We start from the raw sequence: 26,645 nt of genomic DNA, 5'->3' as shown, positions 1-26,645 counted from the left end.
TGGACGGGCCGGTCGACGAGGTCTTGTTCGGCGCGGCCCTATCGACGGCCGCCGACCGGGATCACCAGCGGGGTGCCCGCGATGGGGCACTCGATCACCGCCGCGCGCAGGTCGAACACTTCGCGCACCAGCTCCGGCGTGACCACCTCGGCGGGCGGCCCGGCCGCGACCACCCGGCCGTCGCGCATCGCGATCAGGTGATCGGCGTACCGGCACGCGTGGTTGAGTTCGTGGATGACCATCACCACGGTCCGGCACTCGGCCCGGCCCAGTTCGGCCACCAGCTCCAACACGTCGACCTGATAGGCCAGGTCGAGGTAGGTGGTCGGTTCGTCCAGCAGCAGTACGGGGGTGTCCTGCGCCAACGCCATCGCGATCCAGACCCGTTGGCGCTGTCCGCCGGAGAGCTCGTCGATGCCCCGGCCGGCCAGTGCGTCCACGCCGGTGGCCTTGAGCGCCGCGTCCACGACGGCGTCGTCGGAGGAGGACCACTGCCGCCACCACCGCTGGTACGGGGTGCGACCGCGCGCGACCAGATCACGCACGGTGATGCCTTCGGGGGCGGTCGGGGACTGTGGCAACAGCGCGAGCCGTTGGGCGAAGTCCCGCCCGGACAACCGGGAAACGCTCTCGCCGTCGAGGAGGACGGTGCCCTGACGCGGTTTCAGCAACCGGGCGAGGGCGCGCAGAGCGGTCGACTTCCCGCACGCGTTCGGCCCGACCAGGGCGGTGACCCGGCCGGCGGGGATGTCGAGGTCCAGGTCCCGGGCCACGACGCGTTCGCCGTAGCCGAGGGTGATGCGTTCGGTGGTCATTCCGGGGGCCGCGATTGCCCCGGGGACGCCGGACGCGTTCTCGGGCGGAGTGGAGGGAGGGGTGGCGTGCGGCGCGCTTTCCGTCGTGGCCGGTTCGGTGTGCTGCGTCGTGTGCCCAATCTGTTCGAGGTGCTCGGCCCGTTCGGCCGGGCCGGGCCGTCCGGTCGGTTCGATCGGCGTGGACGGCTCGACCGGTCCGGCCGGTCCGACCGGTCCGGTCGATTTGGCCGATCCGACCGATCCAGCCGATTTGGCCGGTCCGGCGAGTTCCCTCGGCTCGGTCGCCTCCGGGTCGTCCGGGCGATCCGTCTGCTTCGTCTGCTTCGTCTGCTCCGGCGCGGAACCCACGTCAGCCTCCCTTTCCGGCCCGGTTGTTCCGGGCGAGCAACCACAGCAGGTACGGCGCCCCGACGGCACCGGTGACGATGCCGACCGGGAGTTCGTTGGTGAACGCGGTGCGGGCCACCACGTCCGCCACGACCACCAGGGCCGCGCCGACGAGACCGCTGACCACCAGGGGCAGCCCGGGGGTGCCGGCCAGTCTGCGGGCGATCTGCGGGGCGGCGAGCGCGACGAAGACCACCGGTCCCGCGCACGCGGTGGCCGCCGCCGTCAATCCGGTCGCCAGCACGAGCAGCGCGATCCGCGAGCGGGTGACCGGCATGCCCAGGCTCGCGGCGGTGTCGTCGTCGAACTGGAGCATGCGGTACGGCCGCGCGAGCGCGATCGTCGCCGGCACCAGCACCACGAGCGCGCAGCCCAGCCAGCGCACGTGGGTGTACTCGCGCCCGTCCAGGCTGCCGGTCAGCCACGAGGTGGCCCGGGTCGCGGTGTTGACGTCGACGCGCGCGAGCATCCAGCGGGTGAGCGCCGCGAGCATGCCGTTGACCGCGATGCCCACGAGCACGAAGCCGTACCCGGAGATGGTGCCGCCGCGAAACGCCAACAGATAGATGGCGGCGGCCGTCGCGAGCGCGCCGACCAGGGCGCCGAAGGGCACCGCGCCGTAGGTCGTGGACTGCGTGGTGCTCACACCGCCCAGCAGGATCGCCAGCACCGCGCCGGCCCCGGCGCCGGCCGTGATCCCGATCAGGTCCGGCCCGGCCAGCGGATTGCGGGTCACGGCCTGGAAGACCGCCCCGGCCATGCCGAGTGCGAATCCGACCAGCACTCCCACCAGGGCCCGCGGGAGCCGGAGTTCGTGCACGACCAACTCGGCGTCGGCGGGACCCGCGCCGAACAGCCCGGTGACCACGTCGCGCCACGGCAGGTGATAGTCGCCCAGCGCCAGCGACGCGATCAGGCCGACGAAGACGAGCGCCGTCAGGCCGACGGCGGCGGCGAGCGTACGCGGGCGCACGGCGAACCCCAGGGGCCCGCGCTCCCAGCGCATCACGCGCGGTGCGGGATCGGCAGTCTTCATCCGGCGTGTTCCCCGATCCTTCCGCGCCTGACCAGATATATGAGGAAGGGCGCCCCGAGGAAGGCGGTGACCACGCCGACCTCCACCTCCGTGGGCCGTGCGATCACCCGCCCGACCACGTCGGCGACCAGCAGCAACACCGCACCGGCCAGCCCCGAACAGGGCACCAGCCAGCGGGCGTCGGGACCGGTGAAGGCCCGCAGTACATGCGGCACCACCAGACCGACGAACACGATCGGTCCCGCGGCGGCGACCGCGGTGCCGGTCAGCAGGACGACCACGAGCGCGCCCAGCGCCCGGGTGCCGCCCGCCCGCGTGCCCAGCGTGGTGGCCAACTCGTCGCCGAGCGCGAGCGCGTTGAGCCGACCGGTCAGACCCAGCGCGAGGCAGACCCCGACCACGACGAACGGCACCAGGAACACGGTGGTTTCGCCGTCCCGGCCGGCGAGCGAACCGACCGCCCAGGAGCGGTAGCGGTTCAGCGAGGCGGGGTCGCTCAGCACGAGCGCGCCGGTACCGGCCTCCAACAGCGCGCTGACCGCGGCCCCCGCGAGCGCGAGCTTGGCGGGTGTCGCGCCACCCACGCCCGCCCCGCCCACCAGGTAGGCGATCGCGCCCGCGATCGCCGCGCCGAGGAAGGCGAACCACAGGTAGCTGTGCGATCCGGTCAGTCCGAGCAGTCCCACACTCGCCGCGACCGCGAACGCCGCACCCGCGCTGACCCCGATCAGACCGGGGTCGGCCAACGGGTTGCGGGTCACGTTCTGGGCGACGGCGCCGGCCACCCCCAGCGCGACGCCGACCAGGAGCCCCAGGAGCGTGCGCGGCACCCGCAGATCGCGAATCAGCCCGGCGTCACCGGTACGTTCGCCGCCGAGCATGGCGAACACCTCGCTCGGCGCGACGTTGCGCGTGCCGATCGCCAGGGACGCGAACAGCGCGCCGAGCAGCAGCACGCCCAGCATCACGAGCAGCCCGACACGCGAGGAACGACCGGGTGCGGCCCGGGCGTCGGACGCGGCGACGGCGGACGGGGCATCGGGGGAATCGACCCGGAGAGACACCCCAGTAAGGTAAGGCATACCTGAAAGACTTGCCCAGTACGCCCGGTTGCGACGTCGTACCGCCGAGCGTCGCACACGCAAGCCGATTTTGATCCGAGGCGCCGAGCACTCGGGACCGAAACGACGAGGGGCATCCCATGGCGCGAGACGACCAGGCCCGCGACACCCGTGACCGTACCGGGCGATCGCCGATTCGCACGTGTCTGGCCACCGTCGTGCGGTCGGCCGAAGTGACGCCGAGAATGTTGCGGTTGACGCTCGGCGGAGACGAGCTGCGCACGTTCGAGGGAGGAAGGCAGGCCGACGAGCGGGTCAAACTCTTCTTTCCGCCTCAGGGCGAACGCATACCGGCGCTGCCGGAATTCGGCCCCGAGGGCCTGGTCTATCCCGCCGGCGCGACGCCGCCGCACGCGCGCAACTACACCGTGCGGCGCTTCGACCCGGCCGGGCCCGAACTCGACATCGACTTCGTGATCCACGGCGACGGCCGAGCCGTGGAATGGGCCCGCGAGGCCCGACCCGGCGACCTGCTCGGGATAGCCGGCCCGGCGGTCGGTACGCTCCCGCCCGCCGACGCAGACCAGTTGCTGATCGCCGGGGACGAGACGGCACTGCCCGCCGTGGCCTCGATCCTCGAACGCCTCACCCCCGGCACGCGCGCGCACGTCTTCGTCGAGGTCGCCGACCGCTTCGAGGAGCAGCCCCTGAGCGCGGCACCGGGCACCGACGTGCGGATCCGATGGCTGCACCGGGACACCGCGACCGACCCCGACGACGATCAATTGGCCGACGCGGTCTGTGAATTCCCCTGGCCGGACGGCACCGTGCACGCCTGGGTCGCCGGCGAGGCGCTCACCGTGCGCACCATCCGTCGCTATCTGCGCAACGAACGCGGTCTGGACCGGGACACCCTGCACGCGGCCGGCTACTGGCGCCGAGGCAAAACGGTGGAGGAGTGGCTGGACGAACCCCAGGACGCCGACGCCTGATCCCGCGCGGGCGTGTTCCGCGCGTGCACCCCGGCCCCGAAAAGATTCCCGGCGAAGGTGTTAGCAAACCCGGGGGTCGTGGCGTTTCTCGTGTGACGTCAACGTGTGGAGGGTCCATGTCGGGAAGCAAGGCCGCGGCCGCGGACTTCGAGGAGTTCGCGCACGCGCGCAGCGCGCAATTGTTGCGCACGGCCTGCCTGCTCACCGGCGACTGGCACATCGCCGAGGACCTGGTCCAGGAGACCTTCGGGAAGTTGTTCCCGCGCTGGAACCGGGTGAGCCAGATGGACGCGCCCATGGCGTACGCGCACCGGACGCTGGTCAGAACGTTCCTGTCCGCCCGGCGACTCAAACGCTGGTCGGAGTATCCCGCCGAGGAACTCCCGGACGCGCACGCCCCCGACGGCCACGACATCGAGCTGCGCCTGACCCTCCTGGAAGGCCTGGCGCGACTGGCCCCGGACGACCGCGCGGTCCTGGTGCTGCGCTATTGGGAGGACTACGCGGTCAAGGAGACGGCGGAGATCCTGCGCATAGCGCCCGGCAACGTGCCGGTGCGCGCCAAGCGCGCGCTGGGCCGGTTGCGCGCGCTCCTGGGCACCGAACTCCTGGCCGCGGCGCCGACATGCTGACCGGACCCGAGCGCCACCCTCGACCCCGTGATCGCGACCGGAAGGACGTGCAGGCCGTGCCCACCCATAAGGACTCGCTCAGTGATGAGGAATTCGCCTGCTACGAGCGGGAGTTGCCTGGGGATCTGCGGGCCGCCGTCGAGGCCTTCCCCGGTCCCGGCCCCGACCTCGTCGCTCGCGGGCTCGCCCGTGGACGGCAACGTCGGCGGGCCCGAACGCTGCGCCGGACGGCACTCGCCGTGGTCCTGGTCCTGGCGAGTGTCGGAGGGTGGGCCGGCATCGACGGCACGTTCGACACGTCGTCCGGCCCCGCCGACCGGACCGGCGATCCCTGGGTGACCGGCGCACCGCGCGACCTGATTCCCTTCCTGGCGAAGGCGGTTCCCTCGGGTGGCGGACTCGCCGACGGGGTGACCCGGTTCGACGCCGACGCCCCGAGAGTGCTCAGGACCGAGGCGAGCGTCTCCGCGACGTACACCAACCAGAGCGGCTCCGCCGCGCTCACCGTGGTGCTCGACCGTCCCCTCCCGGGCAGTCGCGCCGAGGCCGAGGGCAGCCCGGACTGCGCCGCGACGAGTGCGCGGGACGAGTGCACCCGCTCGGAAGTGCCGGGCGGCGGCTCGCTGATCGTGCGCAGGACCACGAGCACGGAGCAGAACGTCGAACAGGAGTTGCGCGTGGTGCACACCCGGCCCGACGGGGCACGCGTCGACGTCCGGCTCGGCGGCCGCTACCTGGCGCCGGGCGATGTCGCCGGAGCCCCGGTCCTGAGCGTCGAACAGCTCACCGCCGCGGCCCGCAGCGATGCCTGGAAGCCGGTGCTTGCCGCCATCCCCACCGTCGCACAACAGGTCACGGGCCTGGTGACCTCGCTGATGCCCGCCGGCGTCCAGGTGACGTCCGTCGACGGGTCCGCGACCGCGGGGGAGTTCGTCGTGAACACCGGCAACGGAGCCCAGGGGCTGACCGTGAGCGTCGAGGCCGGCCCGCGCGAACAGCAACAACCGGGCTGCCTCGGCAGCGGCCCGGAAGGCGGCGTCTGCCAACTCGTGTCGTTGTCGGACGGGACTTCGGCGGTCGTCTACCTCGACCGGACCGAGGACGGCAGATTCGTACCGTGGTCCCTGACCGCGTACCGCCCGCACGGACTTCGGATCCGCTTCGAGAAGGCCGTACCCCCTCCCCTCGACGAGCGGGAGGACGGGCGTGAACGCCTCGTCGAGAAGATCGCCGCCTCGTCGCGCTGGGATGCCTTCTGAGCTGACCCCGGGACCCGCCTGAGCACCGGCCCGGGCCCTCGATCCCCCGAGCCGACCGCCCCCTTCGGGCACCCGAGTCCCTGACGTTTCCACCGTGTCGCCCCGGTGCGGACACACCGCACCGGGGTGCGTTTCGTGCTGCCCGAAAACGCCGAGCCACGCGTATCGGACCCGAGCCGGCACGACCAGAAAGGTCTCATGTTCCTCGTACCAGTGAAACGCCTGCGCCACCTGGCGCCGGAGGTACTCCGGTTCGCCGTGGTCGGTCTCCTCGGCTACACGACCGACGTCGGCCTGTTCAACGTCCTGCGGGCGGTCCTCGACGTTCCTTCCCTCCCCGCCAAGTCGGTGTCCCTGAGCGCCGCCACGGTGGTCGCCTATCTGGGCAACCACCGCTGGACCTACCGCGACCGAACCTCGGCCGACGAGCACGACGACGTCGCCGCCGCGCGACGGCGGTTCCTGTTGTTCGTCGGCTGGAGCATCGGCGGGCTGGCCATCCAACTCGGCTGCCTGGCGCTCTCGCACCATGTCCTGGGATTCGACAGCCTGCTCGCGGACAACATCTCCGGCAACCTGATCGGGATGGCCCTGGCGACGGTGTTCCGGTTCTGGGGCTACCGAACCTGGGTGTTCCGCGCGTCGCCATACGTCGCGTCGCCACTCGCCTCCCCGGAGGCGCCCCCTTCGAGGACGACGGTGGCCCGTGACGTGTCCGGGACCGCGAGGTGAGCGCCGTCGCACTCGCGATCGCGCTGTTGTGCACCCTGGCCGGCTGCCTGCACCTCGCGTGCGCGAGCGGGATGCGCCGATCGGTGGACGTGCTGCTGGTGTGGGTGCTGCTGACCGTGGCCCAGTTGTCCGCCCTGACCCTGGTGGTCGGCGGTGTGCTGCGTCGACTCGACGCGGTCGCGCTGTTCCCGGCCGCGGTCGCGGTGGCCGCGGTGGAGGTCGTGCTCACCCGAAGGCCCGGCGCCGACGCGGCCCGACGCCGCGGCGCCGCGGCCCTCGCCGGGTTGTGGCCACGCGTACGGCGGTGTCCGCGGCATCCGCTGGTCGTCGTACTGACGCTGCTGGTCGCCGCGCAGTACTGCTGGCGCGCCGCACTGGCCGTGTTCCTGGGGCCGTTGGACTACGACGGGCTGTGGTACCACCTGCCCGGACCCGCCCTGTGGCTCCAGCAGGGCCATGTGGGACACACCCCCCAGGTGTTGTGGGCCGACGTGTACCCGCAAGGCCAGGAGCTGCTCACCGGCTTCAGCGGCGCGTTCCTGGGCGACACCCGACTCGGTTGGGCGTCCGGACTGCTCTACCTCGCCCTGGGCGCGATCGCCACGGCCGGGCTCGCCCGTACGGCCGGCGCCCGCCGCGCGCACGCCGTACTCGCCGGTCTCGGCATCCTGGCGATTCCCGCGGTGTTCCTGGAAGCGTCCACCACCTACGTGGACTTCGCCACGGCCGCGACCACGCTGACCGCGCTGCACCTGACGCTCGACCTGCACCCGGCCGCCGTGGACGCGCTACGGCGCGGCGAGGACGCGACGCGCCGGCTGCGTCACCGGGTGCCGATCGTCGGGATCGCGCTGGGGACCGCCATCGGCGTCAAGTCCTCGAACCTGTTGACCGCCGCCATGGTCGGCGTCCTGGTCGTGGTGCAGACCTGGCGTGTGGTCGGCGCCATGCGGCGCCCGTCGGCACCCGGCCCCGGGTCCGCGCCGGTCACCCGCGGCGCCCGGCTGCGTGGACACGCCGCCGCCACCGCCCGCATCGCGCTGCCGAACGCGGTCGTGCTGGGTGTGCCCACACTGGCGCTGGGCGGCTATTGGTACATCCGCACCTGGCTCAGGTACGGCAACCCCTTCCACCCGTTCACGATGCTCGGCTTCCCCGGGAAGGGCACCGTCGACGAACTGATCATCGTCCACAACACGGCGTGGGTCGTGCGCGGCGAGAGCAAGCTCCGCGCCACGTGGCACTCGTGGACCTTCGACCGCGAACGCGTGGCCTACACGTACGACCAGCAACCCGGCGGATTCGGGTTGCAATGGATCTACGTCCTGCTCCCGGTCGTGCTCGTCGCCATCGCCCTGTTCGTGCGCGGGCGCCGCTTCGACCTGTTGTGGGGACTGCTGCTCCCGGTGGTCGTGCACGGGTCGGCGTCACCGGCGCCGTGGTGGGCCCGCTACCAGTTGATCGTGCCGGCGGTGGGATGTGTGTGCCTGGCGGCGGTGCTGACCGCGGTGGCGGGAGGGTCGGGTGGCGCGCGGGACCCGGGCGGCCCACACGATCCGCGGGTCCGTCGTACGGTGCCGCCGTCGGTGCCGCAGCCGGTGCGAAGGTGTGTGGCCGGACTGGTCGCGGCCGCGTTCGTCGCGACGACGGCGATCTCGATGTGGTGGGCGACGCAGCCGACCAACACCTGGATCGGCGACCGCGCCTCGGCGCGGCGCGCGGACGTCCGCGAGACCATCGACCTGATGCGCGACCCGGACCGGGACGAACGCATCCTGCCCACGGCGTCCTACGCCGGGATGAATCGGGTCCCCGACGGCCGGACCGTGGCTTTCACCGAGTACACCCACCAGCGCTTCGTCAACCTGATGCTGGGTGAACGCGGGCAACGACGGATCGCCAACCTGGGCGAGCCGCGTGACGTGGCGGACTTCACCCGCCGACTGCGTGCCTCCGGCGCCGGGTACGTGCTGTTGACGGTCGCCGGGCGGGACCGCGACCTGCTGCTCGCCGTACTGCGCGACCGCGCCCACTACCGTCCGGTGGTGCGCGCGGGAGGTGGCGTCGGCTGGACCTCCGGCGGATCCGCCGGTGCGGAACTCTTCGAGGTCGGCGATTTCACCGGCAGCGTGTGCGGGAACCGTGAGCCCCGACTGGTTGCCATGCAGCGGGCAGCCGACACGATCGCCGTGTCGCTCCGGGACGCGTGCGCGACACCGCTGTTCGAGGTCGAGGTGGTGCTCGTGCACGAGGGCGGGGAGGCGGTCCGGGCCTGGACCGGCGGAGAAGGCGACGCCGTCCTGCGCGTGCCGCCCGACCTCGCCGGGAAACCGCTGCTCGTGCGGTTCGCGGGCGACGGGTACTACGGGGCGGGGGAGGCGACGGTGGGCTGATGGCCGGGGCCGGGGCTGGTGGCAAGGCCAGGGACGGTGCCGGGGCCGGTGGCGGTGGTGGGAAGGCTTGCGGAGTGCGGAGCCGTGCCGGCGCCTTGGTCCCGGGCAGCTCCGGGGGTCGGGTGTTTGTCCGGTTCCACAGAGGGAGTACCCGAGTCATGGGTCTCGCGGACGAGGCGCCGGGCGGCATTCGTTGTCTAGCGTCGGAGTCATGAAATCGGATGATGTGTACCCATCGTGGGAGATCGAGGCTCCGGCGATCGAGCCCCGACGCGGGCCGGGTGCGACTGTGGCCCTGGGTTTGGTTCCGGCCCGGTCGCCGGCGCGCGGCGCCGCTACCGTCGCCGGAGCGCCGGGACGGGTCGCCGCCGGCTCCGCCTCGCCCACGGATTCCGCCGCGGCGCGCGGTGACCCGGCGTGGGCCCTGGCTCACTCCGCGCATGCGCTGGGCAGTACCCTGCCGGGCGGCTCCGAGGCGGATCTGCGAGCGTTCGACACGATGGTCGGCGGCGCGGACGTGGTCGGCGTGGGCGAGGCCACGTACGGTTCGAGCGAGTTCTGCACCGTCAAGCATCGCCTGTTCCGGCACCTGGTCGAACGCCGCGGCTTCCGGAGCCTCGTCCTCACGGTCCACCGGGATGCCGGGGTCCGCCTGGACGCGTGGGTGCTGCATGGCACGGGCCACCTGAGGACGATCATGGACGAGGAGTTCCGGGCCGGTGACAGTCCGTGGAACACCACCGAGACGCGGGACCTGTTCCGGTGGATGCGGGTGTGGAACGTACGCCGGCCCGACAGCCCGGTCCGGGTGGCCGGGAACGGCGTCCACTGCGCGTTCGACGCCGCCGACGAAGCCGCGAGGCGCCACCGCGACCGGGTCGCGGCCGACAACACCCTGTGGTGGCAACGCCATACCGGCACGCGGGTCTTCTTCTCCGCCCACAACGCGCAGATCGCCACCGAGGGCCGGGCCGGGGCCGGCACCCAGGGGAGCGTCCTGCGCGAACGTCTCGGCGCGCGCTACGTCAGCGCCGGATTCACCTTCGGCCAAGGATCGTTCAACGCGATCGACAAGAACGCCCCCGGCGCACCGTGGCGCCGCTTCGCGATCGGCCCGCCGGCCGCCCGTACCGGCGAGGACGTCCTGGAGAGAGTCTCCCGACGTGACTGGTATCTCGACACCCGCGCCGCGACTCCCGGCGTCGCACGCGACTGGATCGCCGCCGCGCACCCCACCCGCAGCCTCGGTGTCGCCTGGCCCTGCGACGAATACGAGAACACTCGGCTGCGCGCGAGCTACGACATCCTCATCCACCTGCACCAGATCGGCGCGACCCATCGGCGGGACGTCAACTCGACGTGATGGGTGGGTGGTTCGGGCGTGGGCGGGGCTTCGACAGCGCCGCCGCCCCCGTCTCCGTTTCCGTCTCCGCTTCCGCTTCCGCTCGCGAGCGTGTGTCCGCCGATGTGGGGAGCCCGGGGACGAATGCGACCGGTCTCCATCACCCACCGAGCCGTGGTCGACCGAGGAGATCGGCGGGGCGATGTCCGAGTGCCGTTCAAGGTGAGCGCGGTTTGAGGAGCTCCTCGGTGAGGGTGTGCAGCGCATCGTGGGAGAGGGGCGACCGGGTCAGCGCGCAGTAGACGATCGGGCCGATGAGGGCGTCGATGGTGCTGTCGGGGGTGAGACCGGGGGAGATCTCGCCCGCGTCGACGGCCTGCGTGAGCATGGCGCGTTCCCGCTCGCGGCGGGGGTCGAGGTAGCGGCGGTGCAGGCTTTTGGCCGTGTCGGGGTCGTGCTGCGCCTCGGCGATGAGTGCGAGCAGGACTCTGCCGGCGGGGTCGTCGGCGACGAATCGCGCGAAGTCGCGCACATAGCGGCGGATGCCTTCCGCCGTGGGCGTCTCCCTCGGGACGGGAAGGCGCTTCTCGCTGTCCTCGATGAGCGTGTCGAGGAGGATCTCGACCTTCGAGGGCCACCAGCGGTAGATCGTCTGCTTGGCGACGCCGGCGCGGCGCGCGATCGCCTCGACGGTCAGGGCGCCGAAGCCGTGTTCGACGAGCAGGTCGTCCGCGGCATGCAGCACGGCCAGGCGCGCGGCCTCGTCGCGCCGGTTGCCGGAGTGCGTCCTGCGGGGCTGGGAATCGGCGGCGGGCATGCGGGACACGGTACCCGTCCGTCGGCGGGGTTATCTTCTTGTCTAGACGCAACGTCGCGTCTATGTTGGATTTCACTCACCGAGAAGGAGTCGATGTGTCCGTCACGTCCAACCGCCAAGCTCTCGTCATCGGAGCCTCCCGAGGGTTGGGACTCGTCCTCGCCAACGAGCTCGCTCGACGCCACTGGCGAGTCACCGCCACCACGCGCCGCAGCGGCGGGGAGCTGCAAGCGAATGCCGATGCCTCGAACGGACTGCTCGACGTCGAATCACTGGAGATGAACAGTTCCGATGAGCTGGCCGCGCTGCGCGAGCGCCTGGCCGGCCGTCGACTCGACCTGCTCTTCGTCAACGCTGCGATCGACCGAGGCAACCTGCCGATCGGCCGGGTCCCGACCGACATGTTCACCGAGGTGATGGTCACCAACGCGTTGAGCCCGCTGCGTACCCTGGAGGCCCTCCGCGACCTCGTGGTGCCCGGCGGCACCGTCGCGGTCATGTCCTCCGAGCAGGGCAGCATCACACGGAACACCGAGGACGGCTTCGAGCTGTACAAGGCCAGCAAGGCCGCGCTCAACCAGCTCATGCGCAGCTACGCCACCCGCCATGCCGACGACGGCCGGACCAAACTGCTCATCGACCCCGGCCACAACCGCACCCGGCTCGGCGGACCCGACGCCCCCCTCGCCGCCGAGCAGAGCATCCCGGCCGTCGTCGACGTTCTGGAGGCGCAAATCGGCGCCCCCGGACTGCAGTTCCTGGATCGTCACGGCGAGACCGTGCCGTGGTAGAGCTCCAGGCACGGCTCACGGCTCACGGCTCACGGCTGGCGGAACGGCGGCAGGCTCGTCCCGATCACGTGGGTGACGCGTTGATCCGTTGAGCCTGCCGGTTGTCACCCGGTGATCTTGCGGCGGCGGTGGTAGGCGATGGTGGCGATGGCCAGCAGCGGACCCCAGAGAAGGAGGGGCGCGTAGGCGGCGGTCATCAACCAGTAGTAGCCGCCGTCCGGGGAGTCGGGGTTGCCCATGTTGTCGGGGTCGTTCCAACCGATGGCGCCGAAGACGGTGATCAGGGTGACCAGGACGGCGCCCGTCGCGGCGGGGATCACCGCGGCCAGGCGCGGAATGCGGCGCCCGCCCAGCCACGGGACCCAGCGGGGCATCACCTCGCCCCAGCGCTGGACCAGGCCCAGGGCGAGCAGGCCTATGAGTTCGGCGAAGATACTCAGGCCGATCAAGTAGAACGAGTACTTGCCGGGGTAGTTGGACTGATGGAGCGGATCGCCCGCGGCGAACCCGCTCGGCATGCCGAGGGCGATCGCGGTGCGCCACAGGCCGGTCGGCAGCAGAGTGAGCGCGGCGCCCTTCGCGGCCCAGCGAACCCGGCGGGAGACGACCGGGCCGGCGGGCGGTTCGGGAGTGGCGTCCGTGGTGGGCGACTCGGTGGGTCGGGCGATCGTGGCGGCGGTCATGGGTGCGTCCTTTTCGGGAGTCGTTCCTGCGATGCCTCAACCTTCGTCGGCGGGTGCGGCGGCGGACCATCCGCCGATCGGGAGACCGGGTGGGGCGACCTGCGGGGTGCCTGGCCCGATCGGCAGAGGCCGCGAAGGACTTCGACCACCTACCGCGGTGGAACGTCAGGAACCGCTCTCCTCCTCGTCGTCCTCCTCCCCCTCGTCCTCGTCGTCGTACTCCTCGTACTCGTCCTCGATGTCGGCGAGGTGGCCGCGGAGTTCATCGGCGAGAGGGTTTTCGTCAGCCCACCACGCGGCGTGCTCGCGCGTCTCTTGGGGCTCCGTGATCAAGGAGACGTGGACCGCGCTCATCCAGGGGTAGGCCTCGGCCGCTTCGACCTGTGTGTCCCAGTCGTCGGGGTCGAATTCCATTTCGTAGACGTCGCGGATCCTGGGGACGGGTATCCGCAGTTGCTCGTGCTTCACCATCCAGGTGTTGCGGAAGAAGTCGAACCGCAGGTGCCGGCAGTCGTCCGTCTCGGTGAAGAGGATCGGCGGGACGAGGAAGTGGGCGGCACCGACGGTGGCCGCCACGTCGATGTAATTCGCCGACGTGCCGCCGGAGTTCCAGCAGGCCGCGAAGTTCACCGGGGTGAGCGATTCCTTGCCGAGAACGTGGATCCGGTTGCCCCGCACCACGAACTTCTCCGGGTCGAGGACCACGTCCTGACCGAGCATGAGGATCGGCGCCGGCATGATGTGCGTCTTGGCGAAGGCCTGGGCCGCCTCGTTGAGGTCGACGATCTCGTCGAAGCGCGTGGCGTCGAACTCGCCCCAGGAGTGGAACGGACAGCACGCGCCGTTCGTCTCCTCCGACTCGGGGAAGAGCAGGGACTTGTCGAAGGCCCCGACGACGTCCCCCGCGCGGCCGCCGCTTCCGTCTCGCTGCTCGGTGAGGAAGCCCGGGATCCAGTCCGCGCCTTGGGCCTCGATCACCGACGACACGCACACGTCGCGAAATGCCGTCTCGCCGAGCTTGCAGTTGAAGTAGTCGAGCAGCGTGATCGCGGCACACTCGGTGAGTGAGAGCCCCGTGTTCCTGGCGAACCAGAAGTCGTAGCCGTTCGCGACGAAGTCCACCCCGCGGAAGCGCTTGTGGACGAACGGCTCGCTCGCGCCGTGATCCGCGGACAGGCCGGACCAGTGCGCGGCGGCGACCCGGTCGTAGTAGGTCTCGGCGTGCCGGGCGAGTTCCGGGGCGAAGACGCTCTCGCCGGTCAGGTAGCAGGCTTTGCTGAACAGCGCGCCGATGTCCGGGTCGTGCGCGATCTCGGCCTCGGCCTGATGGAAGACGAGTTCGGTGCGCAGGAAGACCTTGCGGCCGTCGCGGTAGGGCGCGCCCTCGTGTTCGTACCGCTGATCGAAGACGACGCAGGTGAAGGCTTCGATGTCGGTGAGGGCGGTGCCCCCGGTGAGGTCGAGCGCGGGTTCGGCCGAGCCGCCGGTGAGGTAGAGCAGCACCGTGTACCGGGAGACGTGTCCTCGGACGCCGTCGTAGTAGGGGGTGTCCCGGTGGCGGTGGAAGTTGGCGTCGCCGGGCTCGAAGCGGTTGCAGCGGAACACCGGGTTGACGTGTGAGAAGCCGTCCAGAACCGCCGTGGGCAGCGCCTCGGATACTGCCTTGGTGAGGGCATCGGCCAACAGGGCGGAGTGGAAGATGAAGCGTTCGCCGCCACGGGAGCCGGAGTTGAGCGGCGGGACATAGAGGTTCAGCCCGTCCAGGCCCTCGACGCGGGCGCGGGCGACGTCCGACAGGCGTAGGTGTGCCGCGTAGGCGTCGCGCGTGATCTCGATGGGCTCGGCGAGTGTGAGGTCCAGCGGGACGTTCGCGAACAGCCGGTCCAGGGGCACGATGTTCTCGAAGGTGCGGAAGGACAACTCGCGCGGGTCCACGAACACGGCTGCCAGGTGCGGCGCTTCCTCGCCGGCTCGGGCGAACAACTCGCGCACGCTCTCGTCGAGGCGCTCCGCGTCGATGAAGCGCACCGCCTTGAAGCGGGCCGTCGGATGCCAGGAGACCGCGAGCCCGTCGATCACGGCGACGGCCTCGGTGTCGGTCGCGTCGACCTCGGCGCGGTAGCGGGCCACCTCGTCCGGGGCGGCCGAGCCGGTCGACAAGGCGAAGAAGCGGTCGCGGAGTTCGGTGTTCACACACTCCTCCAGAGGCTGCGCAGTGCGGTCGGGAGCCGAGAGGCGGACGCGAGCATCTGCGCCCCGGCGTCGGAGACGTCCCGGCGATGGAGCAGGAGACGCGTGAGGGAGCCGGCGAACGGAGCCTCGATCAGGGCCTGTACGCCGTCCGCGCCGATGCGGTTGTACCGGAGGTCGAGTTCCTCGAGTCGGTCCAGACCTGCCAGCGCGCGTACGCCCTCGCCGGTGATCCGGTTGTGCTGCAGGTGCAGCCGCCGGAGGTTCCCGAAGTTCCCGGAACGGGCAAGCTCCACGGCGCCGTTGTCGCCGATGCCGCAGTAGCGCAGATCGAGCGTCTCGATCGTTTTGGCCGAGGCCGCGGCGGCGAGGGCCGCGGCTCCGGGATCGCCGACGCGGAAGTACGAGAGGTCCAACTCGCGGATCCGGCCGAGATCGAGGTCCGCGAGGGCACCGGGATCGTGCGGCGGCGGCGGGAGCGGGAGGTTGTCATCGTCGAAGTCGGGCTCGTCGCTCCAGTATTCGGCGTCCGCCTCCTCGGCGGCGGTGCCCGGCCGGATGCGCAGCGCGGTCACGAAGCGGCCCCGCAGGGCCTCGGCTGTGCGCGCGGGTGTCTCCGGCGGCCAGGTCACGGCCACCTTGGTGGCAAAGCCGTACAAGCGCGCGACGGCCTGGACGCCCTCCGGGAGTTCGGCGTCCCAGCCTCCCTCGTGCTCCTTCGTCAGCCGGTCGATCTCTGTTCGCAGTGCCTCGCGTCGGTCCTCCCGTACTTCGTGTGCGAGGCGAAGCTCCAGCTCGATCAGCCTGCCCCGGGCGTCGCCCCGCTCCCGCAGCACGTGGCTGTAGGCACGCCAGGCGGCGAGGTCGTTCGAGTCCGCACGCAGTAATTGTTCCAACGGCGTTTCTCTCATCGAAGCAACCTAAGGGTGGCTGCCGACAATCCACGACCACGCGCGCCTCGTGCTCACCCTCGCTTCCGCCCTCGTCCTGGGCCGGGTTCGCGTTCGGGTTCGGGTTCGGTCATCGGGTGAGCGAGGGGCTCGGGGTGATTCTTTCGGGGGCGGGTGTGCGTCCTCCCGGTGGGCGGGGGCGTCGTGCGCGGCGGGGCCGGCGGCGGCGCCCCATGCGCATCGGGGAATCCTGGTTTCTGATCCGCTCCAGCCGTGCCGTCTCGTCGCGGTCGCCTCCGGAGCCGTAGGGGCCGGTGAGCGGCACGGGATGGCGGAGCGGGTCGGACAGCGCGACGAGAAAGGGCAACTCCTCGTCCCGGCTGTCGGGATGCTCGAACTCCATGTTCCAGCCCTTCACCACCAGGACCGGCCCGGATTGCTCGCATCGGGTGTAGTCGATCAGGCCGGAAAGGTCCTCGATGGTGGGTACGCCCTTCGCCTCGGACGGCAGACGCCCTCGCCGGTACGCCTGCCGCTCCTGCGCGGACGCGCCTTCGTATGCCGGCACCTTCACGCTCCAATAGGCGTGAATCGCCTGCCACAGCACCGATTCGGGTGCGGTGACGAGGCCGTCGGTCCAGTGCCGGCCGCCGCCCACCTCGAAGTTCAGGAAGCCGCCGTCCCAGCTGTTCGGCCTGATCTCGGCGATGCCACGGGCGCCGGAGTCGTCGAAGCCGAGCAGGTGGTGCGGGACGTCGATGTAGAGGGCGAGTCCCTTGTCGAGCATCGCCCGCTCGAACCTCCGCCGACCGGAGGTGACGTATTCCTTGTGCCGATCGGCCAGTTCCGGGCAGCCGGCCACCGCCTGTTCGTAGCCGGTGACCGTATCCGAACGCCCGGTCCACTCGCCGTACAACTGAATGATCACGCGTGACTCCCCACCTCAGCGCGATAACCGACGGAAGTCACCCAATCACTATCCGCGAACACCTCGCAGGTAGGTTTTGCGCCAAGCTCCGGGCTTCCCCAGGTGATCCGGCCGCGGGTGGCCGGTTGTCGATCCCTCGGGTCGATTCCTCCGGTCGGTGCCTTCCGTCGAAACCTTCCGGTCGATCCGTCGGACTCGGGCCCGGGGCTTGGTTGTTCGCCGTCGCGAGCCCGCGCGCGGTGCGTCTATTCGATTCCTTGGTCCCGCCGGCCGCATTCGGATTCCTGTAGGCGCTCGATCAGCGTTTCGGTCGTGGGGCCTTCGTGCACGGTGGTGCCGGAGTCGCGGGTGGTCGGGCTCGATCGGGGCCAGTCGTCGAGGGCGTAGAGGATGTCGAAGTCCTCCAGGTCCATCCAGCCGATGGCATGGTCGGGGTCGTGTTCAACGTCGCTGATCCGGACCGCCGCGGTGCCCTCGAGGGGATGGATGCCGCCGGCGCGGCGGACGGCGAGGACCCGGACCCGGCCCGGGGAGAAATCGGAGGTGGGAGCGAACTCCTCACGTAGGCACCAGGTTTGCCCGGGTTCGACGATCAGCCACGGCGAGCGGTCGGCGAGGCGCTCGCACGCCGCGCGGGTGGCGGCCGCGCGGCTGAGGAGGTCCTCGGTCATGAAGGTGTCGATCCATGCGTTGACGAGGGCGCCTGCGGCCTGGGCACCGAGGACCTGGTCGACGGGCTTGTCGTTGGGGTTCACTGGATCTCCTGGGTGGGATGCCTTCGGTGAAGGTGTCGTGGGACGGGTCGTGAGCGGTCGGTGGCGGATGCCGTGAACGCGGCCGGGCGTCGGCGTCGGACCGTCCGCCGTCGGCGCTCGGTCCGGGACAACACGGGGATGGGCGAGACCCATACCGGCGACGAGTGTGATCCTGTCGGCGCGCCGCGAACGAGGCGATCGTCGTGGGGCGTCGGTTGCGGCGTACTGCTGTCGGAGCGGTCGGCACCGGTGGTTTCGGCGCCTACTGAATTACTCGAATGTCGGTTCCACCCGGTTGCCGCCCGGCGTCGTTTTTCTTCACCGGGTGGTCGCGCGTGCGCTCGCGCGACGGTCGGTGCCCGGACCCCGGCCCCAAGAGCGTGTGCGCCCTCGTGCCCTGGGCCGCAGGTTGCGGGACTGTGACGACCGGTGCGGACGGGCCGGCGGGCAAGCCGCGCCCGGGCGGACGCGTGCGCGGGTGGTGGGGCCGTGACGATTCTCACGTCGGATGAACGCACGTACGGTCCCGGCCTGTTGCGTCGAGGGTCGCCGCGCGGATCCGCTCCGTGCGCGCGGGCCTCGACCGGTCGAGGACTCACTCCGCGTTCGGTGACCCGAGTGGGGTGGGCTGTTTCCCGCGTGAGGCGTGGCCGGTACGGCCGTCTATTCGAGCGGGCGGTAGATCGCCTCGCCGCGCACGATGTGGGTCCCGTCCCAAGCAGCCATGCACGAGAGCCTGGCATCGGGCCCGGCTTGATCGGCAGAGGCGCACCGGCGGCGCTCTCGAGGCACGCGCATCAGTCGGGGAGCGCGGCGGGGGAGGCGTCGACACCGGAAACATCGCAACGGTGCTGCGGCCACACGCACCACGCACACTCCGGACCGTCCCACCCGGCGGTCGGATCGCGGCGGGCACGTATCGCGCCGCCGCGAGCTCGGCGATCACGCGCAGCCGCGAGAAACAGGAGGCGCAATACTCCTCCCCGACCACAGGCACGACCTTGCCGAGGTCGGCGACGCACGCCCACAGGACGGCGAACTCTCGTGTTCGGTGTGGGTTGTTGCTTTGGGGGTGTGGTGGATTTGGGGCGGGTGTGCAACACGACGGGGCCCCCGCGGAGAACCGCAGAGGCCCCGGGTATCGGACGCGGAGGAGGCGGCCGAACCGGAAACATCGAACGAGGCGTCAGACGCCCACACGCTCGAGGAGCGAGCGGTGGCCATTGTCGTGCTGGTAGCCACCACCGTGGGGGTGGCCCTGGGGACGGTGGCCCTCGTGCTCGTGGTCGCCGTCGTAGTAGACCTCGTTCTCGACCTCGGCGACGATGCATTCGTTGCCGAACGCCGGGTTGAGCGCAGCGGCCCCGTTGGCGGTGTCGCCGCATCCCATCGCCGGGGTGTGGAACGGGGACTGGCCGATGTTCCCGGAAAAGACACCCGAGGAGTGCACCGCGGCGGCGTCGGCCTCGGAGCTCGCGCTCGCGGCACCCGTGCCCCCCATCACGAGGGCGGCGGTACCGGCAGCCAGGACACCGGCCTTCTTGAACGAGTTCACGACAATCTCCCCTGTAGCGCATCCGCGCCGCCAGATGACGACGCGCACTCCTCTCAACGAGGCTGTTCGGTTCGGGTAACCACCATCCCCATGGTTCACCCGATTGACGCACGATCTGCTCGCCGCGCCGGGTCGGCGATCCACCGGGTCGGAAGCGGGGCGGAACGTGGCGGTGCGGCGTCCTCTCGTGCCCACGGGAGTGCCGGGTCGGCGGAAGGGCGGGGCGTGGGGGTGATCGAGAGCGGTGTGCGAAGGAGGGACCGCCGTCGTCACCGACGACCGGAGGAACCGGCCGGCCCTCGACCGCACCGAGCCCGCTCCGGTCCGACCCGCGCACGTCGGCATCGACCCGGCTCGACTCCTCCGCCGAGGTGGCGCCGCGCGGGCGTCGGGCGTGAGGGGATTCGGCTACCCGGCCCGCTTGGCCGCGTCGATGGCCGCCGCCACGTCGTCGACGGTGGCCAGGCGCTCCCTCGCGGTCAGGGTGATGCCGTGTTCGCGTTCCAGGTTGAGGAGCAGCTCCGCCTTTTGGATCGAGTCGAATCCCAGGTCGCTCTCCAGGTTCGTCGTCCCGGTGATGTCGTCCACGTTCACCCAGGCCAGGTTGCATGCGGCCGCGATGACGGCTTTCTCGGTCGTGCTCAACTCGTACTCCCAGGGTCGCGGCCGGCCGACCCGCCCGGCCTCCGAAGCCGCGCCGGCGACCGGTACGGCCACGCACGGCCCACGTAGGCCAGGGTCTCACGATCCCGCCGACGTCAACCAACGGTTGTCCGTCCCGCTGCGGTGTGCGGAGTGGCGGGGCGCAGGGAGGCGGCGAACGCGGTGGCGGTCGGCGCCCGCGGTCGGCCCGCCGTGGCGGACGTCGAGGATCCGCGGTGCTTCGGGGCGTGATGCCGTCGGGGCCGAGGAGCGGCCCGCCGCCGGAGGCGATCGGTGAGTGGGACCCGGCCCCGTACCGGATCCCACCCATGGGAAACGCCGCGGGAGCTACGCGGGCGGGTCGATGCTCGCGAACGGCAGCCCGTTCGCGTCCAGCGGGACCAGTTCGAACTTCGGCGACCCCGCCTCGGCGGTGATCTTCGCGGAGAAGGCGTTCCTGTCCTTCGTCATCGGGGCCGCGGTCAGCATGACGGGTTCCCTGGCGCCCTTCCAGGTCAGCCGCAGCCGGGCGACATCGGCCGCCGTGGTGCCCATGACCTCGTACGACCAGGTGCCGTCGTGGTTGTCGATGCTGTTGCCGGACCAGTTGACCTTGAGCACATCGGGGACGACCACGCCGTCGCGCATCGGCGGACCGGCGCAACTGCCCGCGCCCCGTGCGTTGGTGACCGGGTCCAGATCGAAGTGGCACACCTTTCCGTCGGGGTGGGCCTCGGTACGGGTGCGCCAGACCTTGCCCCCGGTGACACCCTCGATGATCACGACGCCCGGCTCGGTGCCGGGTACGGGCCGGCCCGCGTCGACCGCGATGATCGCGGACGACTCGCCGTCCTCGTCCAGCACCGACGACGCGATCACCGTGCCCCCGCCGCCGACCGCCACCAGGAACGCGGTGGCGGACACGCCCAGGGTCAGCCTGCGACGGCGCTTGGACCTGGCCCCACGCACCACCTCCTCGACGCTCGGCGGGGTCATCTCGGTCTCCTGAATCTCCGTCATGAAGATCTCCTTCAACGCGGCTGTCTCGTACGCGGTGTCGTCTTCGTCGATCACGACCGTGCCTCCGTCGTCCGCTGTGCGGGAGCCGGCCGACGCGTGATCAGATCGGCCATGTGCGGGTCCTCGCGCAGCCGTGCCAGCCCTCGGGCGGCCTGACTGCGGACCGTGCCGACCGGTTTGCCGAGGATCTGTGCGACCTCGACATCCGGGCGGTCCTCCCAGTACCGCAGCACCACCACCGTCCGCTGCGTGATCGGCAGGCGGGCCAGTGCGGCCATCAGCACACTGCGGCCGGCGAGCGCCGCGGTGGAGTCGAGCCCGGCCCGGTCCGGCAGGTGGTCCGTCAGGAACTGGGACACCCGCCGTCTCCGGGCGCGCGAGCGGTGGGTGTTGACGAGTACCCGGCGGACGTACCCGTCGGGGTTGTCCGCCTCGCTCACCCGACTCCACGCGGTGTAGACCTTGATCAGCGTCGCCTGCGTGAGGTCCTCGGCATCGTCGCGGTCACCGCACAGCAGATAGGCGGTACGCAGCAGCGCGCCGCGTCGGTCCTCGACGAACTCTCGGAAGCGTGCCTCGTCCTGGGTTCGCAATTGGCCCCCCTCTCACCCGACAAGACGCCGGCGGGGGCGGCCCGCTATCCATTCCGCTCGGACGCGATCGCGTCACGCCGGGAATCGACCGGATTGCCGGCGGATGCATGGTCCAGGGCCGGGCCGGGGCAGGCTGGGGCGGGCCGGAGCGGAGTGGGGCCGGGCGGGGCCGTGATCAATCGCCGGAGGTGCCCGGCGCGGTCTTCGTGTGGTGGTCCAGGAGCCGGGTCAGCAGACCGGTCAGGGTGTGGCGTTCGGCCAGGGTCAGGGGCGCGAGCAGGTCGTCCTGGGCCCGGTCGATGATCGCGTCGAGGCGGCGCAGGTGGTCGCGGCCCTCGGGGGTCACGGTGATGACGTTGCGGCGGCGGTCGTCCGGGTCGGGCGTGCGGTCCACGAAGCCGTGTTCGGCGAGATCGTTGATGACGGCGACCATGTCGCTGCGGTACACGCCGGTGCGACGGCTGAGCGCGGACTGGCTGGCGGGGCCGCTCTGAGTGAGCGCGACCAGGACCACGAAATGCCATTTGCGGGCGCCTTCGGCGGCGAGGCCGTCGGTCACCAGGCGATCGGCGTGCATCGCGTTCTGGGTCAGCAGCCTGGTCGGCAAGCCGCGTACCCGAGCGGGCGTTTCGCCCGCGTCGGTGCCGTTGCCGCAGGTCCCGGGGGTGCTGGTCTTCGCGGCAGCGTCGTTGGCCGCTCGGGTGCTCATGGCATCGATATTACCTCGTTGCGTTAGTGGGACTAACGATATATGGTCCAGGAAGTTAAACGTTAGTGACATGAACGTTCACGGCCCTAACGAACGACCCGGGGTGTCGCGTGCACCCGATCCCGATCCCGATCCCGAATGCGATCCGGGTTCCGGTCCGGGTCCGAACAGCCGGGCACCACGAGAGGAAACACCCGCCATGCGTACCGTCGACGTCCTCGACTCCCACATCGCCTACACCGAGACCGGCGACGGCCTGCCCGTGGTGTTCCTGCACGGCAACCCGACCTCGTCGCACCTGTGGCGCAACGTCACCCCGCACGTCGCCGGCGCGGCCCGCACCCTGGCCCCGGACCTGATCGGCATGGGCACCTCGGGCAAGCCCGACATCGACTACGACTTCGCCGACCAGGCCCGCTACCTGGACGCCTGGTTCGATGCCCTGGACCTGGGTGAGGTCGTCCTGGTCGGCCACGACTGGGGCGGCGCGCTCGCCCTCGACCGGGCGGCTCGGCACCCCACGCTGGTGCGCGGGGTGGTCATGCTGGAGACGATGCTCAAGCCGCTGACCGCCGAGGAACTTCCGCCTCCCGCGCGTTCCCGCTTCGAGGCGTTCCGCACGCCCGGAGTCGGCGAGGAACTGGTGCTCGAACAGAACGTCTTCATCGAGACCGCGTTCAAGGGCGGCGTGCTGACTCCGCTCGGCGAGGCGGACGTACAGCCCTACCGCGACCCGTACCCGACGCCGGAGAGCCGGCGTCCGCTGCTGGCCTGGCCGCGGATGATGCCCATCGACGGAGAGCCGGCCGACGTCGTCGCCCGCATCACCGCCTACGACGCCTGGCTCGGGGCCAGTACGGACGTGCCCAAGCTGCTCCTGACCTTCGACTCCTCGCCGACGCTGCTCATCGGTGACGAGATGATCGCCTGGAGCCGCGAGCACATCGCCGCCCTGGAGATCGAGCACTGCGGCCCGGCCGGACACCACGCCCCCGAGGACCGGCCCGACGCCATCGGCAAGGCGATCGCCGGGTGGCTGGAGGCACACGGGCTCACCTCGCACGACTCCCGGTGACACGATCCGGATCGACGTCTTCGGGACCCATCGCGCGGGCGATGGCGACCGTCGGGGCCGTGAGAGCCGAACCCGCTGGTCGCGCCCGCGCGCGGCGGCGGTCTCAGCCCGTGGCCGCCGCCCGGAACGGGCGGAAGAACGCGCGCAGTTCCTCGGCGTAGAGCTCGGGCTCCTCGAACGCCGCGAAGTGTCCGCCGCGCGCGGGCTCGGTCACGCGCACGACGTTCGCCGTGCGTTCGAGCCAGGCCCGCGGCGGGCGGACGATGTCGCCGGGGAAGAGGGCGAATCCGGACGGTACCTCGACCCGGCGGGCGTGTTGGGCCGGCGGGATCGCGGCGTTCGCGCGGTACATCCGCATCGACGACGCGATCGTCCCGGTGAGCCAGTAGAGCGTGAGGTTCGTGAGGATCTCGTCCTTCGTGAAGGAGCGCTCGATGTCGCCGTCGCAGTCGCTCCACGCGCGCAACTTCTCGACGATCCACGCGGCCAGGCCGGCCGGTGAGTCGGTCAGCCCGAAGGCGGCGGTCTGCGGCTTCGTGCGGTGCATGGCGGCGTACCCGCCCTCGCTCCCGCCCCAGGCCACGGCACCCTCGATCCAGGCGCGCTCCTCGGGGGCCAGGTCCGCCGGGTCGCCGGTGAAGACGGGCACGCCGGCGTCCGTACGGTGCACGGCCACGACCCGGTCGGGGTGGTCGAGCGCGAGGTAGCGGCTCACGTGGCTGCCGATGTCCCCGCCCGCCGCGCCGAATCGCGGGTAGCCCAGGACGTCCATCAGCTCGGCCCACAGTCCGGCCACGGCGATCGAGTCGAGGGGCGGGCCGGCGGGGCGGTCGGAGTACCCGTAGCCCGGCATGTCGGGCACCACCACGTCGAACGCGTCGGCGGGATCGGCGCCGTGCGCGCCGGGGTCGGTCAGGAGCGGGATCACCTTCGTGTAGCGCCAGAACGAGTCCGGCCAGCCGTGGCCGAGGACCAGCGGCAGGACGGGACCGGTCGGCGCGACGGCGCGGGCGTGCACGAAGTGGATCCCGAGGCCGCCGAGCGGGACACGGAAGCGGCGGAGCCGGCCGAGTTCCGCCTCCCGCGCGGGCCAGTCGAACCCGTCCGCCCAGTAGGCGACGAGTTCGCGCAGGTAGTCGAGGTCGGTCCCGAGCGACCACCCGGCGTCCTCGGGCGCATCCGGCCAACGCGTCGCACGCAGCCGGGTCCGGAGATCCTCGAGCGCCGCGGGGGCGGTCCGCTGGGTGAACGGTTCGGGGCGAGGCGCGGTGTCCGGCATGGAACGCATGCTAGGGCGTGTCTTCAATCCCCCGCCGAGTTCCACGACGCCCGGCACCGCATCCGCCCTTCGGGCTCCCTCGCTGCGCTCGCCGCCCCGGAGAAACGACCGATCCAAGACACGCCCTAGGCCTCCCGGTTGTCGGTGGGTGGGGTGGGGCGGTGGGGGCCTCGGTAGGGGAGGGTTTGGCTGTAGACGATGTTGGTGGTGGTGCTGCCGAACTGTGCGAGTCGGTCGATGGTGCTTTCGAGGTGGGTCATCGAGGTGGCGGCCACCTTGAGGGTGTAGCAGTCCTCTCCCGTGGTGCGCAGGCACTCCAGGATCTCCGGGCGCTCTTCGAGGAGTCGGTGCAGGGGCCCGTGCCGACTGCCGGGGTACTTGAGGCGCACCACGGCCAGAACGGCGAAGCCCGCCTTCGGGAGGTCGACCTCGGCCCGGTATCCGGTGATGACGCCGATGGCCTCCAGGCGTCTGACCCGCTCGGTCGTCGCGGAGGAGCTGAGGCTGACGCGTCGCCCCAGTTCGGTCAGCGGGATGCGTCCGTCCCGTTGCAGCTCCGCCAGGATGGCCCAATCGGTATCGTCGAGATCCTCGGTCATTCGGCCAGAATACCGGCAGATCCACGGTGGACACGGGGGAAGGCAGTGAATGATCTCTTCGGGTATGCGGTTGTCGCCGGATAGCCTCAGGGCATGCAACTCGGCGTCAATGTTCCCAATTTCGGTCCCGGCACGGATCCGGGCGTCCTGCGCGACTGGGCGCAGACCGTGGAGGGGCTCGGATTCGATCTGCTGATGGTCTCCGACCACGTCGCGGTCACGCCCGATGTCGCGGAGCAGTACCCCGCCCCGTTCTACGAGCCCTTCACCACGCTCGCCTGGCTGGCCGGCGTCACCCGGCGGGTGCGTCTGGGGACCACGGTGCTCATCGTCCCGTATCGGCACCCCCTGCTCGTGGCCCGGATGGCCGCCAACCTCCATCAGCTCAGCGGGAGGCGCCTGGTCCTGGGGGTGGGCGTCGGCTGGGCGCGGCAGGAGTTCGAGGCGCTCGGCGTCCCGTTCCGGCAGCGCGGGAAGCTGACCGACGATCACCTCGCGGCCATCCGCACGGCCTGGGACGACGAGCGGGACTACGGCGTCGGCCGCATCCCGATCTGGGTCGGCGGCAACAGTGACGCGGGCATCGAGCGAGCGGTGCGCCTCGGCGACGCGTGGCACCCCCTGCGGCGCACCCTGCCCTGGATGCGGGCGGCGGCGGACCGGCTGCGGGCCGTCGCCGTCGAGCAACAGCGCCCGGTGCCGGCGCTGGTTCCGCGCATCGCCCTGCGGGTCACCGAGGCACCGCTGCCCGATGCCGAGCGACTCGCCGGCGAGGGAAGCATCGACCAGATCGTCGCCGACCTGGACCACCTGCGCGCCCTGGGCGCCGACACCGTCGTCCTGGACCCGTTCGACGGCGACCCCCGCGAGACGGCGCACCCGCAGGCCGCGTGGCGGATGCTCGCCACCGTGGCCGATCGGGTGGGCCCGCTCACCCATCATCTTACGGAGACACCATGGCAGTGACCCGGGACGACCTCACCCACCTGCGCCGCTGTGTGGAACTCGCCGCCGAGGCGGTGGAGGCCGGCGACGAGCCGTTCGGGTCGGTGCTGGTGGCCGCGGACGGTACCGTCCTGGCCGAGGACCGCAACCGCGAGCGAACCACCGGCGATCCCACCCGCCATCCGGAGTTCGAACTGGCCCGCTGGGCCGCCACGAACATGACGGCGCCGGAGCGGGCGACGGCCACCGTCTTCACGTCCGGCGAACACTGCGCGATGTGCGCGGCGGCGCACGGCTGGGTGGGACTCGGTCGCATCGTCTACGTGAGTTCCGCCGCACAGACGAGCGCCTGGCTGGCCGAACTCGGCGTTCCGGCGGCGTCCGTGCGCAACCTCCCGATCCGGGAGATCGTTCCCGCGCTCGTGGTGGAGGGTCCCGTTCCCGACTTGGCGGAGGAGGTACGCGCCCTGCACCACCGCTTCCGCGATGCGGGTCGCTGAAACCGTTCCCCCACGACGCTTTCGG

25 protein-coding genes and 1 pseudogene are annotated in these 26,645 nt (G+C 71.2%); 10 read left to right on the top strand and 16 right to left on the bottom strand.

The genetic code is table 11. From position 1 onward, the window contains the following. Positions 1-38: 38 nt before the first annotated feature. The 3 genes from ACWCPW_RS42530 to ACWCPW_RS42520 all read right to left on the bottom strand — a co-directional run bounded on the left by ACWCPW_RS42530 (position 39) and on the right by ACWCPW_RS42520 (position 3,302). The gene (locus ACWCPW_RS42530) at positions 39-815 is read right to left on the bottom strand and encodes an ABC transporter ATP-binding protein (protein WP_449766991.1); all 777 of its coding nucleotides are present in this window, start codon (positions 813-815) and stop codon (positions 39-41) included. A 349-nt stretch (positions 816-1,164) separates the two neighbouring features. Beyond that, complete coding sequence (locus tag ACWCPW_RS42525; RefSeq protein ID WP_449766979.1) at positions 1,165-2,238, bottom strand: FecCD family ABC transporter permease; 1,074 nt, start codon at positions 2,236-2,238, stop codon at positions 1,165-1,167. Further along, the gene (locus ACWCPW_RS42520) at positions 2,235-3,302 is read right to left on the bottom strand and encodes a FecCD family ABC transporter permease (RefSeq protein ID WP_449766978.1); all 1,068 of its coding nucleotides are present in this window, start codon (positions 3,300-3,302) and stop codon (positions 2,235-2,237) included. The genes ACWCPW_RS42525 and ACWCPW_RS42520 overlap by 4 nt, the downstream gene beginning before the upstream one ends. A 137-nt stretch (positions 3,303-3,439) precedes the next feature. Between ACWCPW_RS42520 and ACWCPW_RS42515 the strand changes: the two genes are divergently transcribed. The 6 genes from ACWCPW_RS42515 (at position 3,440) to ACWCPW_RS42490 (ending at position 10,670) form a co-directional block, all read left to right on the top strand. Further along, positions 3,440-4,291, top strand: coding sequence for a siderophore-interacting protein (locus ACWCPW_RS42515; protein ID WP_449766977.1), 852 nt, complete (start codon positions 3,440-3,442; stop codon positions 4,289-4,291). 116 nt (positions 4,292-4,407) lie between these two features. Beyond that, complete coding sequence (locus ACWCPW_RS42510; RefSeq protein ID WP_449766976.1) at positions 4,408-4,923, top strand: SigE family RNA polymerase sigma factor; 516 nt, start codon at positions 4,408-4,410, stop codon at positions 4,921-4,923. Positions 4,924-4,979: 56 nt separating this feature from the next. Next, positions 4,980-6,182, top strand: a complete 1,203-nt coding sequence (locus ACWCPW_RS42505; protein ID WP_449766975.1) for a hypothetical protein — start codon at positions 4,980-4,982, stop codon at positions 6,180-6,182. A gap of 198 nt (positions 6,183-6,380) precedes the next feature. Beyond that, positions 6,381-6,914 (top strand): GtrA family protein, encoded by a 534-nt coding sequence (locus ACWCPW_RS42500; protein WP_449766974.1) that lies wholly within the window; start codon positions 6,381-6,383, stop codon positions 6,912-6,914. After that, entirely contained in the window at positions 6,911-9,307 is a 2,397-nt protein-coding gene (locus ACWCPW_RS42495; protein ID WP_449766973.1) for a hypothetical protein, read from the top strand. The genes ACWCPW_RS42500 and ACWCPW_RS42495 overlap by 4 nt, the downstream gene beginning before the upstream one ends. 211 nt (positions 9,308-9,518) lie before the next feature. Continuing rightward, positions 9,519-10,670, top strand: a complete 1,152-nt coding sequence (locus ACWCPW_RS42490; RefSeq protein ID WP_449766972.1) for an erythromycin esterase family protein — start codon at positions 9,519-9,521, stop codon at positions 10,668-10,670. A gap of 196 nt (positions 10,671-10,866) precedes the next feature. Here ACWCPW_RS42490 and ACWCPW_RS42485 read toward each other — a convergent pair whose 3' ends face one another. Further along, positions 10,867-11,466 carry a TetR/AcrR family transcriptional regulator gene (locus ACWCPW_RS42485; protein ID WP_449766971.1) on the bottom strand — a complete coding sequence of 200 codons (600 nt, stop codon included), beginning with the start codon at positions 11,464-11,466 and terminating at the stop codon, positions 10,867-10,869. A gap of 95 nt (positions 11,467-11,561) precedes the next feature. Between ACWCPW_RS42485 and ACWCPW_RS42480 the strand changes: the two genes are divergently transcribed. Then, the gene (locus tag ACWCPW_RS42480) at positions 11,562-12,257 is read left to right on the top strand and encodes an SDR family NAD(P)-dependent oxidoreductase (RefSeq protein ID WP_449766970.1); all 696 of its coding nucleotides are present in this window, start codon (positions 11,562-11,564) and stop codon (positions 12,255-12,257) included. Between the two features lie 104 nt (positions 12,258-12,361). Here the strand turns inward: ACWCPW_RS42480 and ACWCPW_RS42475 are convergent, their stop codons facing one another. From ACWCPW_RS42475 to ACWCPW_RS42430, 10 genes are all read right to left on the bottom strand, one after another. Beyond that, positions 12,362-12,940, bottom strand: coding sequence for a hypothetical protein (locus tag ACWCPW_RS42475; protein ID WP_449766969.1), 579 nt, complete (start codon positions 12,938-12,940; stop codon positions 12,362-12,364). Between the two features lie 165 nt (positions 12,941-13,105). Next, positions 13,106-15,133 (bottom strand): hypothetical protein, encoded by a 2,028-nt coding sequence (locus tag ACWCPW_RS42470; protein ID WP_449766968.1) that lies wholly within the window; start codon positions 15,131-15,133, stop codon positions 13,106-13,108. Further along, entirely contained in the window at positions 15,130-16,041 is a 912-nt protein-coding gene (locus tag ACWCPW_RS42465; RefSeq protein ID WP_449766967.1) for a hypothetical protein, read from the bottom strand. The genes ACWCPW_RS42470 and ACWCPW_RS42465 overlap by 4 nt, the downstream gene beginning before the upstream one ends. A gap of 109 nt (positions 16,042-16,150) precedes the next feature. After that, on the bottom strand, positions 16,151-16,948 hold the full coding sequence (locus ACWCPW_RS42460) for a hypothetical protein (RefSeq protein WP_449766966.1): 798 nt from the start codon (positions 16,946-16,948) through the stop codon (positions 16,151-16,153). A gap of 245 nt (positions 16,949-17,193) precedes the next feature. Beyond that, positions 17,194-17,703: a hypothetical protein gene (locus ACWCPW_RS42455; RefSeq protein WP_449766965.1), complete on the bottom strand. Its 510-nt coding sequence runs from the start codon at positions 17,701-17,703 to the stop codon at positions 17,194-17,196. 1,186 nt (positions 17,704-18,889) lie between these two features. After that, positions 18,890-19,258, bottom strand: a complete 369-nt coding sequence (locus ACWCPW_RS42450; RefSeq protein ID WP_402241732.1) for a chaplin — start codon at positions 19,256-19,258, stop codon at positions 18,890-18,892. A 408-nt stretch (positions 19,259-19,666) separates the two neighbouring features. Continuing rightward, entirely contained in the window at positions 19,667-19,903 is a 237-nt protein-coding gene (locus tag ACWCPW_RS42445; protein ID WP_449766964.1) for an acyl carrier protein, read from the bottom strand. Positions 19,904-20,248: 345 nt separating this feature from the next. Then, positions 20,249-20,974: a hypothetical protein gene (locus ACWCPW_RS42440; protein ID WP_449766963.1), complete on the bottom strand. Its 726-nt coding sequence runs from the start codon at positions 20,972-20,974 to the stop codon at positions 20,249-20,251. Continuing rightward, positions 20,971-21,513: a SigE family RNA polymerase sigma factor gene (locus tag ACWCPW_RS42435; RefSeq protein WP_449766962.1), complete on the bottom strand. Its 543-nt coding sequence runs from the start codon at positions 21,511-21,513 to the stop codon at positions 20,971-20,973. Before ACWCPW_RS42435 ends, ACWCPW_RS42440 begins: the two co-directional genes overlap by 4 nt. 175 nt (positions 21,514-21,688) lie before the next feature. Continuing rightward, positions 21,689-22,222, bottom strand: coding sequence for a MarR family winged helix-turn-helix transcriptional regulator (locus ACWCPW_RS42430; protein WP_449766961.1), 534 nt, complete (start codon positions 22,220-22,222; stop codon positions 21,689-21,691). Positions 22,223-22,418: 196 nt separating this feature from the next. Between ACWCPW_RS42430 and ACWCPW_RS42425 the strand changes: the two are divergent. Then, a pseudogene (locus tag ACWCPW_RS42425) lies at positions 22,419-23,297 on the top strand (haloalkane dehalogenase); the annotation flags it as partial. Positions 23,298-23,400: 103 nt separating this feature from the next. On the opposite strand, the gene ACWCPW_RS42420 reads toward ACWCPW_RS42425, so the two are convergent. Together ACWCPW_RS42420 and ACWCPW_RS42415 are read right to left on the bottom strand one after the other, a co-directional pair. Then, positions 23,401-24,576, bottom strand: a complete 1,176-nt coding sequence (locus tag ACWCPW_RS42420) for an epoxide hydrolase family protein (RefSeq protein ID WP_449766960.1) — start codon at positions 24,574-24,576, stop codon at positions 23,401-23,403. Positions 24,577-24,701: 125 nt separating this feature from the next. Further along, positions 24,702-25,175 (bottom strand): Lrp/AsnC family transcriptional regulator, encoded by a 474-nt coding sequence (locus ACWCPW_RS42415; RefSeq protein ID WP_449766959.1) that lies wholly within the window; start codon positions 25,173-25,175, stop codon positions 24,702-24,704. A 93-nt stretch (positions 25,176-25,268) separates the two neighbouring features. Between ACWCPW_RS42415 and ACWCPW_RS42410 the strand changes: the two genes are divergently transcribed. Together ACWCPW_RS42410 and ACWCPW_RS42405 are read left to right on the top strand one after the other, a co-directional pair. Beyond that, positions 25,269-26,141, top strand: a complete 873-nt coding sequence (locus ACWCPW_RS42410; RefSeq protein ID WP_449766958.1) for an LLM class flavin-dependent oxidoreductase — start codon at positions 25,269-25,271, stop codon at positions 26,139-26,141. After that, positions 26,132-26,620, top strand: a complete 489-nt coding sequence (locus tag ACWCPW_RS42405) for a nucleoside deaminase (RefSeq protein WP_449766957.1) — start codon at positions 26,132-26,134, stop codon at positions 26,618-26,620. The genes ACWCPW_RS42410 and ACWCPW_RS42405 overlap by 10 nt, the downstream gene beginning before the upstream one ends. Positions 26,621-26,645 lie beyond the last annotated feature (25 nt).

This window comes from Embleya sp. NPDC001921, from assembly GCF_053594475.1.
The sequence above is the reverse complement of the archived record's forward strand: the minus strand, read 5'-3'. Positions and strand labels throughout refer to the sequence as shown.

What these genes read in the sequence shown, in the direction of transcription:
- ACWCPW_RS42430 (WP_449766961.1), bottom strand. Translation starts at nt 22,222, where the DNA reads ATGAGCACCCGAGCGGCCAACGACGCTGCCGCGAAGACCAGCACCCCC.
- ACWCPW_RS42530 (WP_449766991.1), bottom strand. Translation starts at nt 815, where the DNA reads ATGACCACCGAACGCATCACCCTCGGCTACGGCGAACGCGTCGTGGCC.
- ACWCPW_RS42420 (WP_449766960.1), bottom strand. Translation starts at nt 24,576, where the DNA reads ATGCCGGACACCGCGCCTCGCCCCGAACCGTTCACCCAGCGGACCGCC.
- ACWCPW_RS42465 (WP_449766967.1), bottom strand. Translation starts at nt 16,041, where the DNA reads ATGAGAGAAACGCCGTTGGAACAATTACTGCGTGCGGACTCGAACGAC.
- ACWCPW_RS42490 (WP_449766972.1), top strand. Translation starts at nt 9,519, where the DNA reads ATGAAATCGGATGATGTGTACCCATCGTGGGAGATCGAGGCTCCGGCG.
- ACWCPW_RS42405 (WP_449766957.1), top strand. Translation starts at nt 26,132, where the DNA reads ATGGCAGTGACCCGGGACGACCTCACCCACCTGCGCCGCTGTGTGGAA.
- ACWCPW_RS42415 (WP_449766959.1), bottom strand. Translation starts at nt 25,175, where the DNA reads ATGACCGAGGATCTCGACGATACCGATTGGGCCATCCTGGCGGAGCTG.
- ACWCPW_RS42525 (WP_449766979.1), bottom strand. Translation starts at nt 2,238, where the DNA reads ATGAAGACTGCCGATCCCGCACCGCGCGTGATGCGCTGGGAGCGCGGG.
- ACWCPW_RS42515 (WP_449766977.1), top strand. Translation starts at nt 3,440, where the DNA reads ATGGCGCGAGACGACCAGGCCCGCGACACCCGTGACCGTACCGGGCGA.
- ACWCPW_RS42510 (WP_449766976.1), top strand. Translation starts at nt 4,408, where the DNA reads ATGTCGGGAAGCAAGGCCGCGGCCGCGGACTTCGAGGAGTTCGCGCAC.
- ACWCPW_RS42485 (WP_449766971.1), bottom strand. Translation starts at nt 11,466, where the DNA reads ATGCCCGCCGCCGATTCCCAGCCCCGCAGGACGCACTCCGGCAACCGG.
- ACWCPW_RS42410 (WP_449766958.1), top strand. Translation starts at nt 25,269, where the DNA reads ATGCAACTCGGCGTCAATGTTCCCAATTTCGGTCCCGGCACGGATCCG.
- ACWCPW_RS42475 (WP_449766969.1), bottom strand. Translation starts at nt 12,940, where the DNA reads ATGACCGCCGCCACGATCGCCCGACCCACCGAGTCGCCCACCACGGAC.
- ACWCPW_RS42500 (WP_449766974.1), top strand. Translation starts at nt 6,381, where the DNA reads ATGTTCCTCGTACCAGTGAAACGCCTGCGCCACCTGGCGCCGGAGGTA.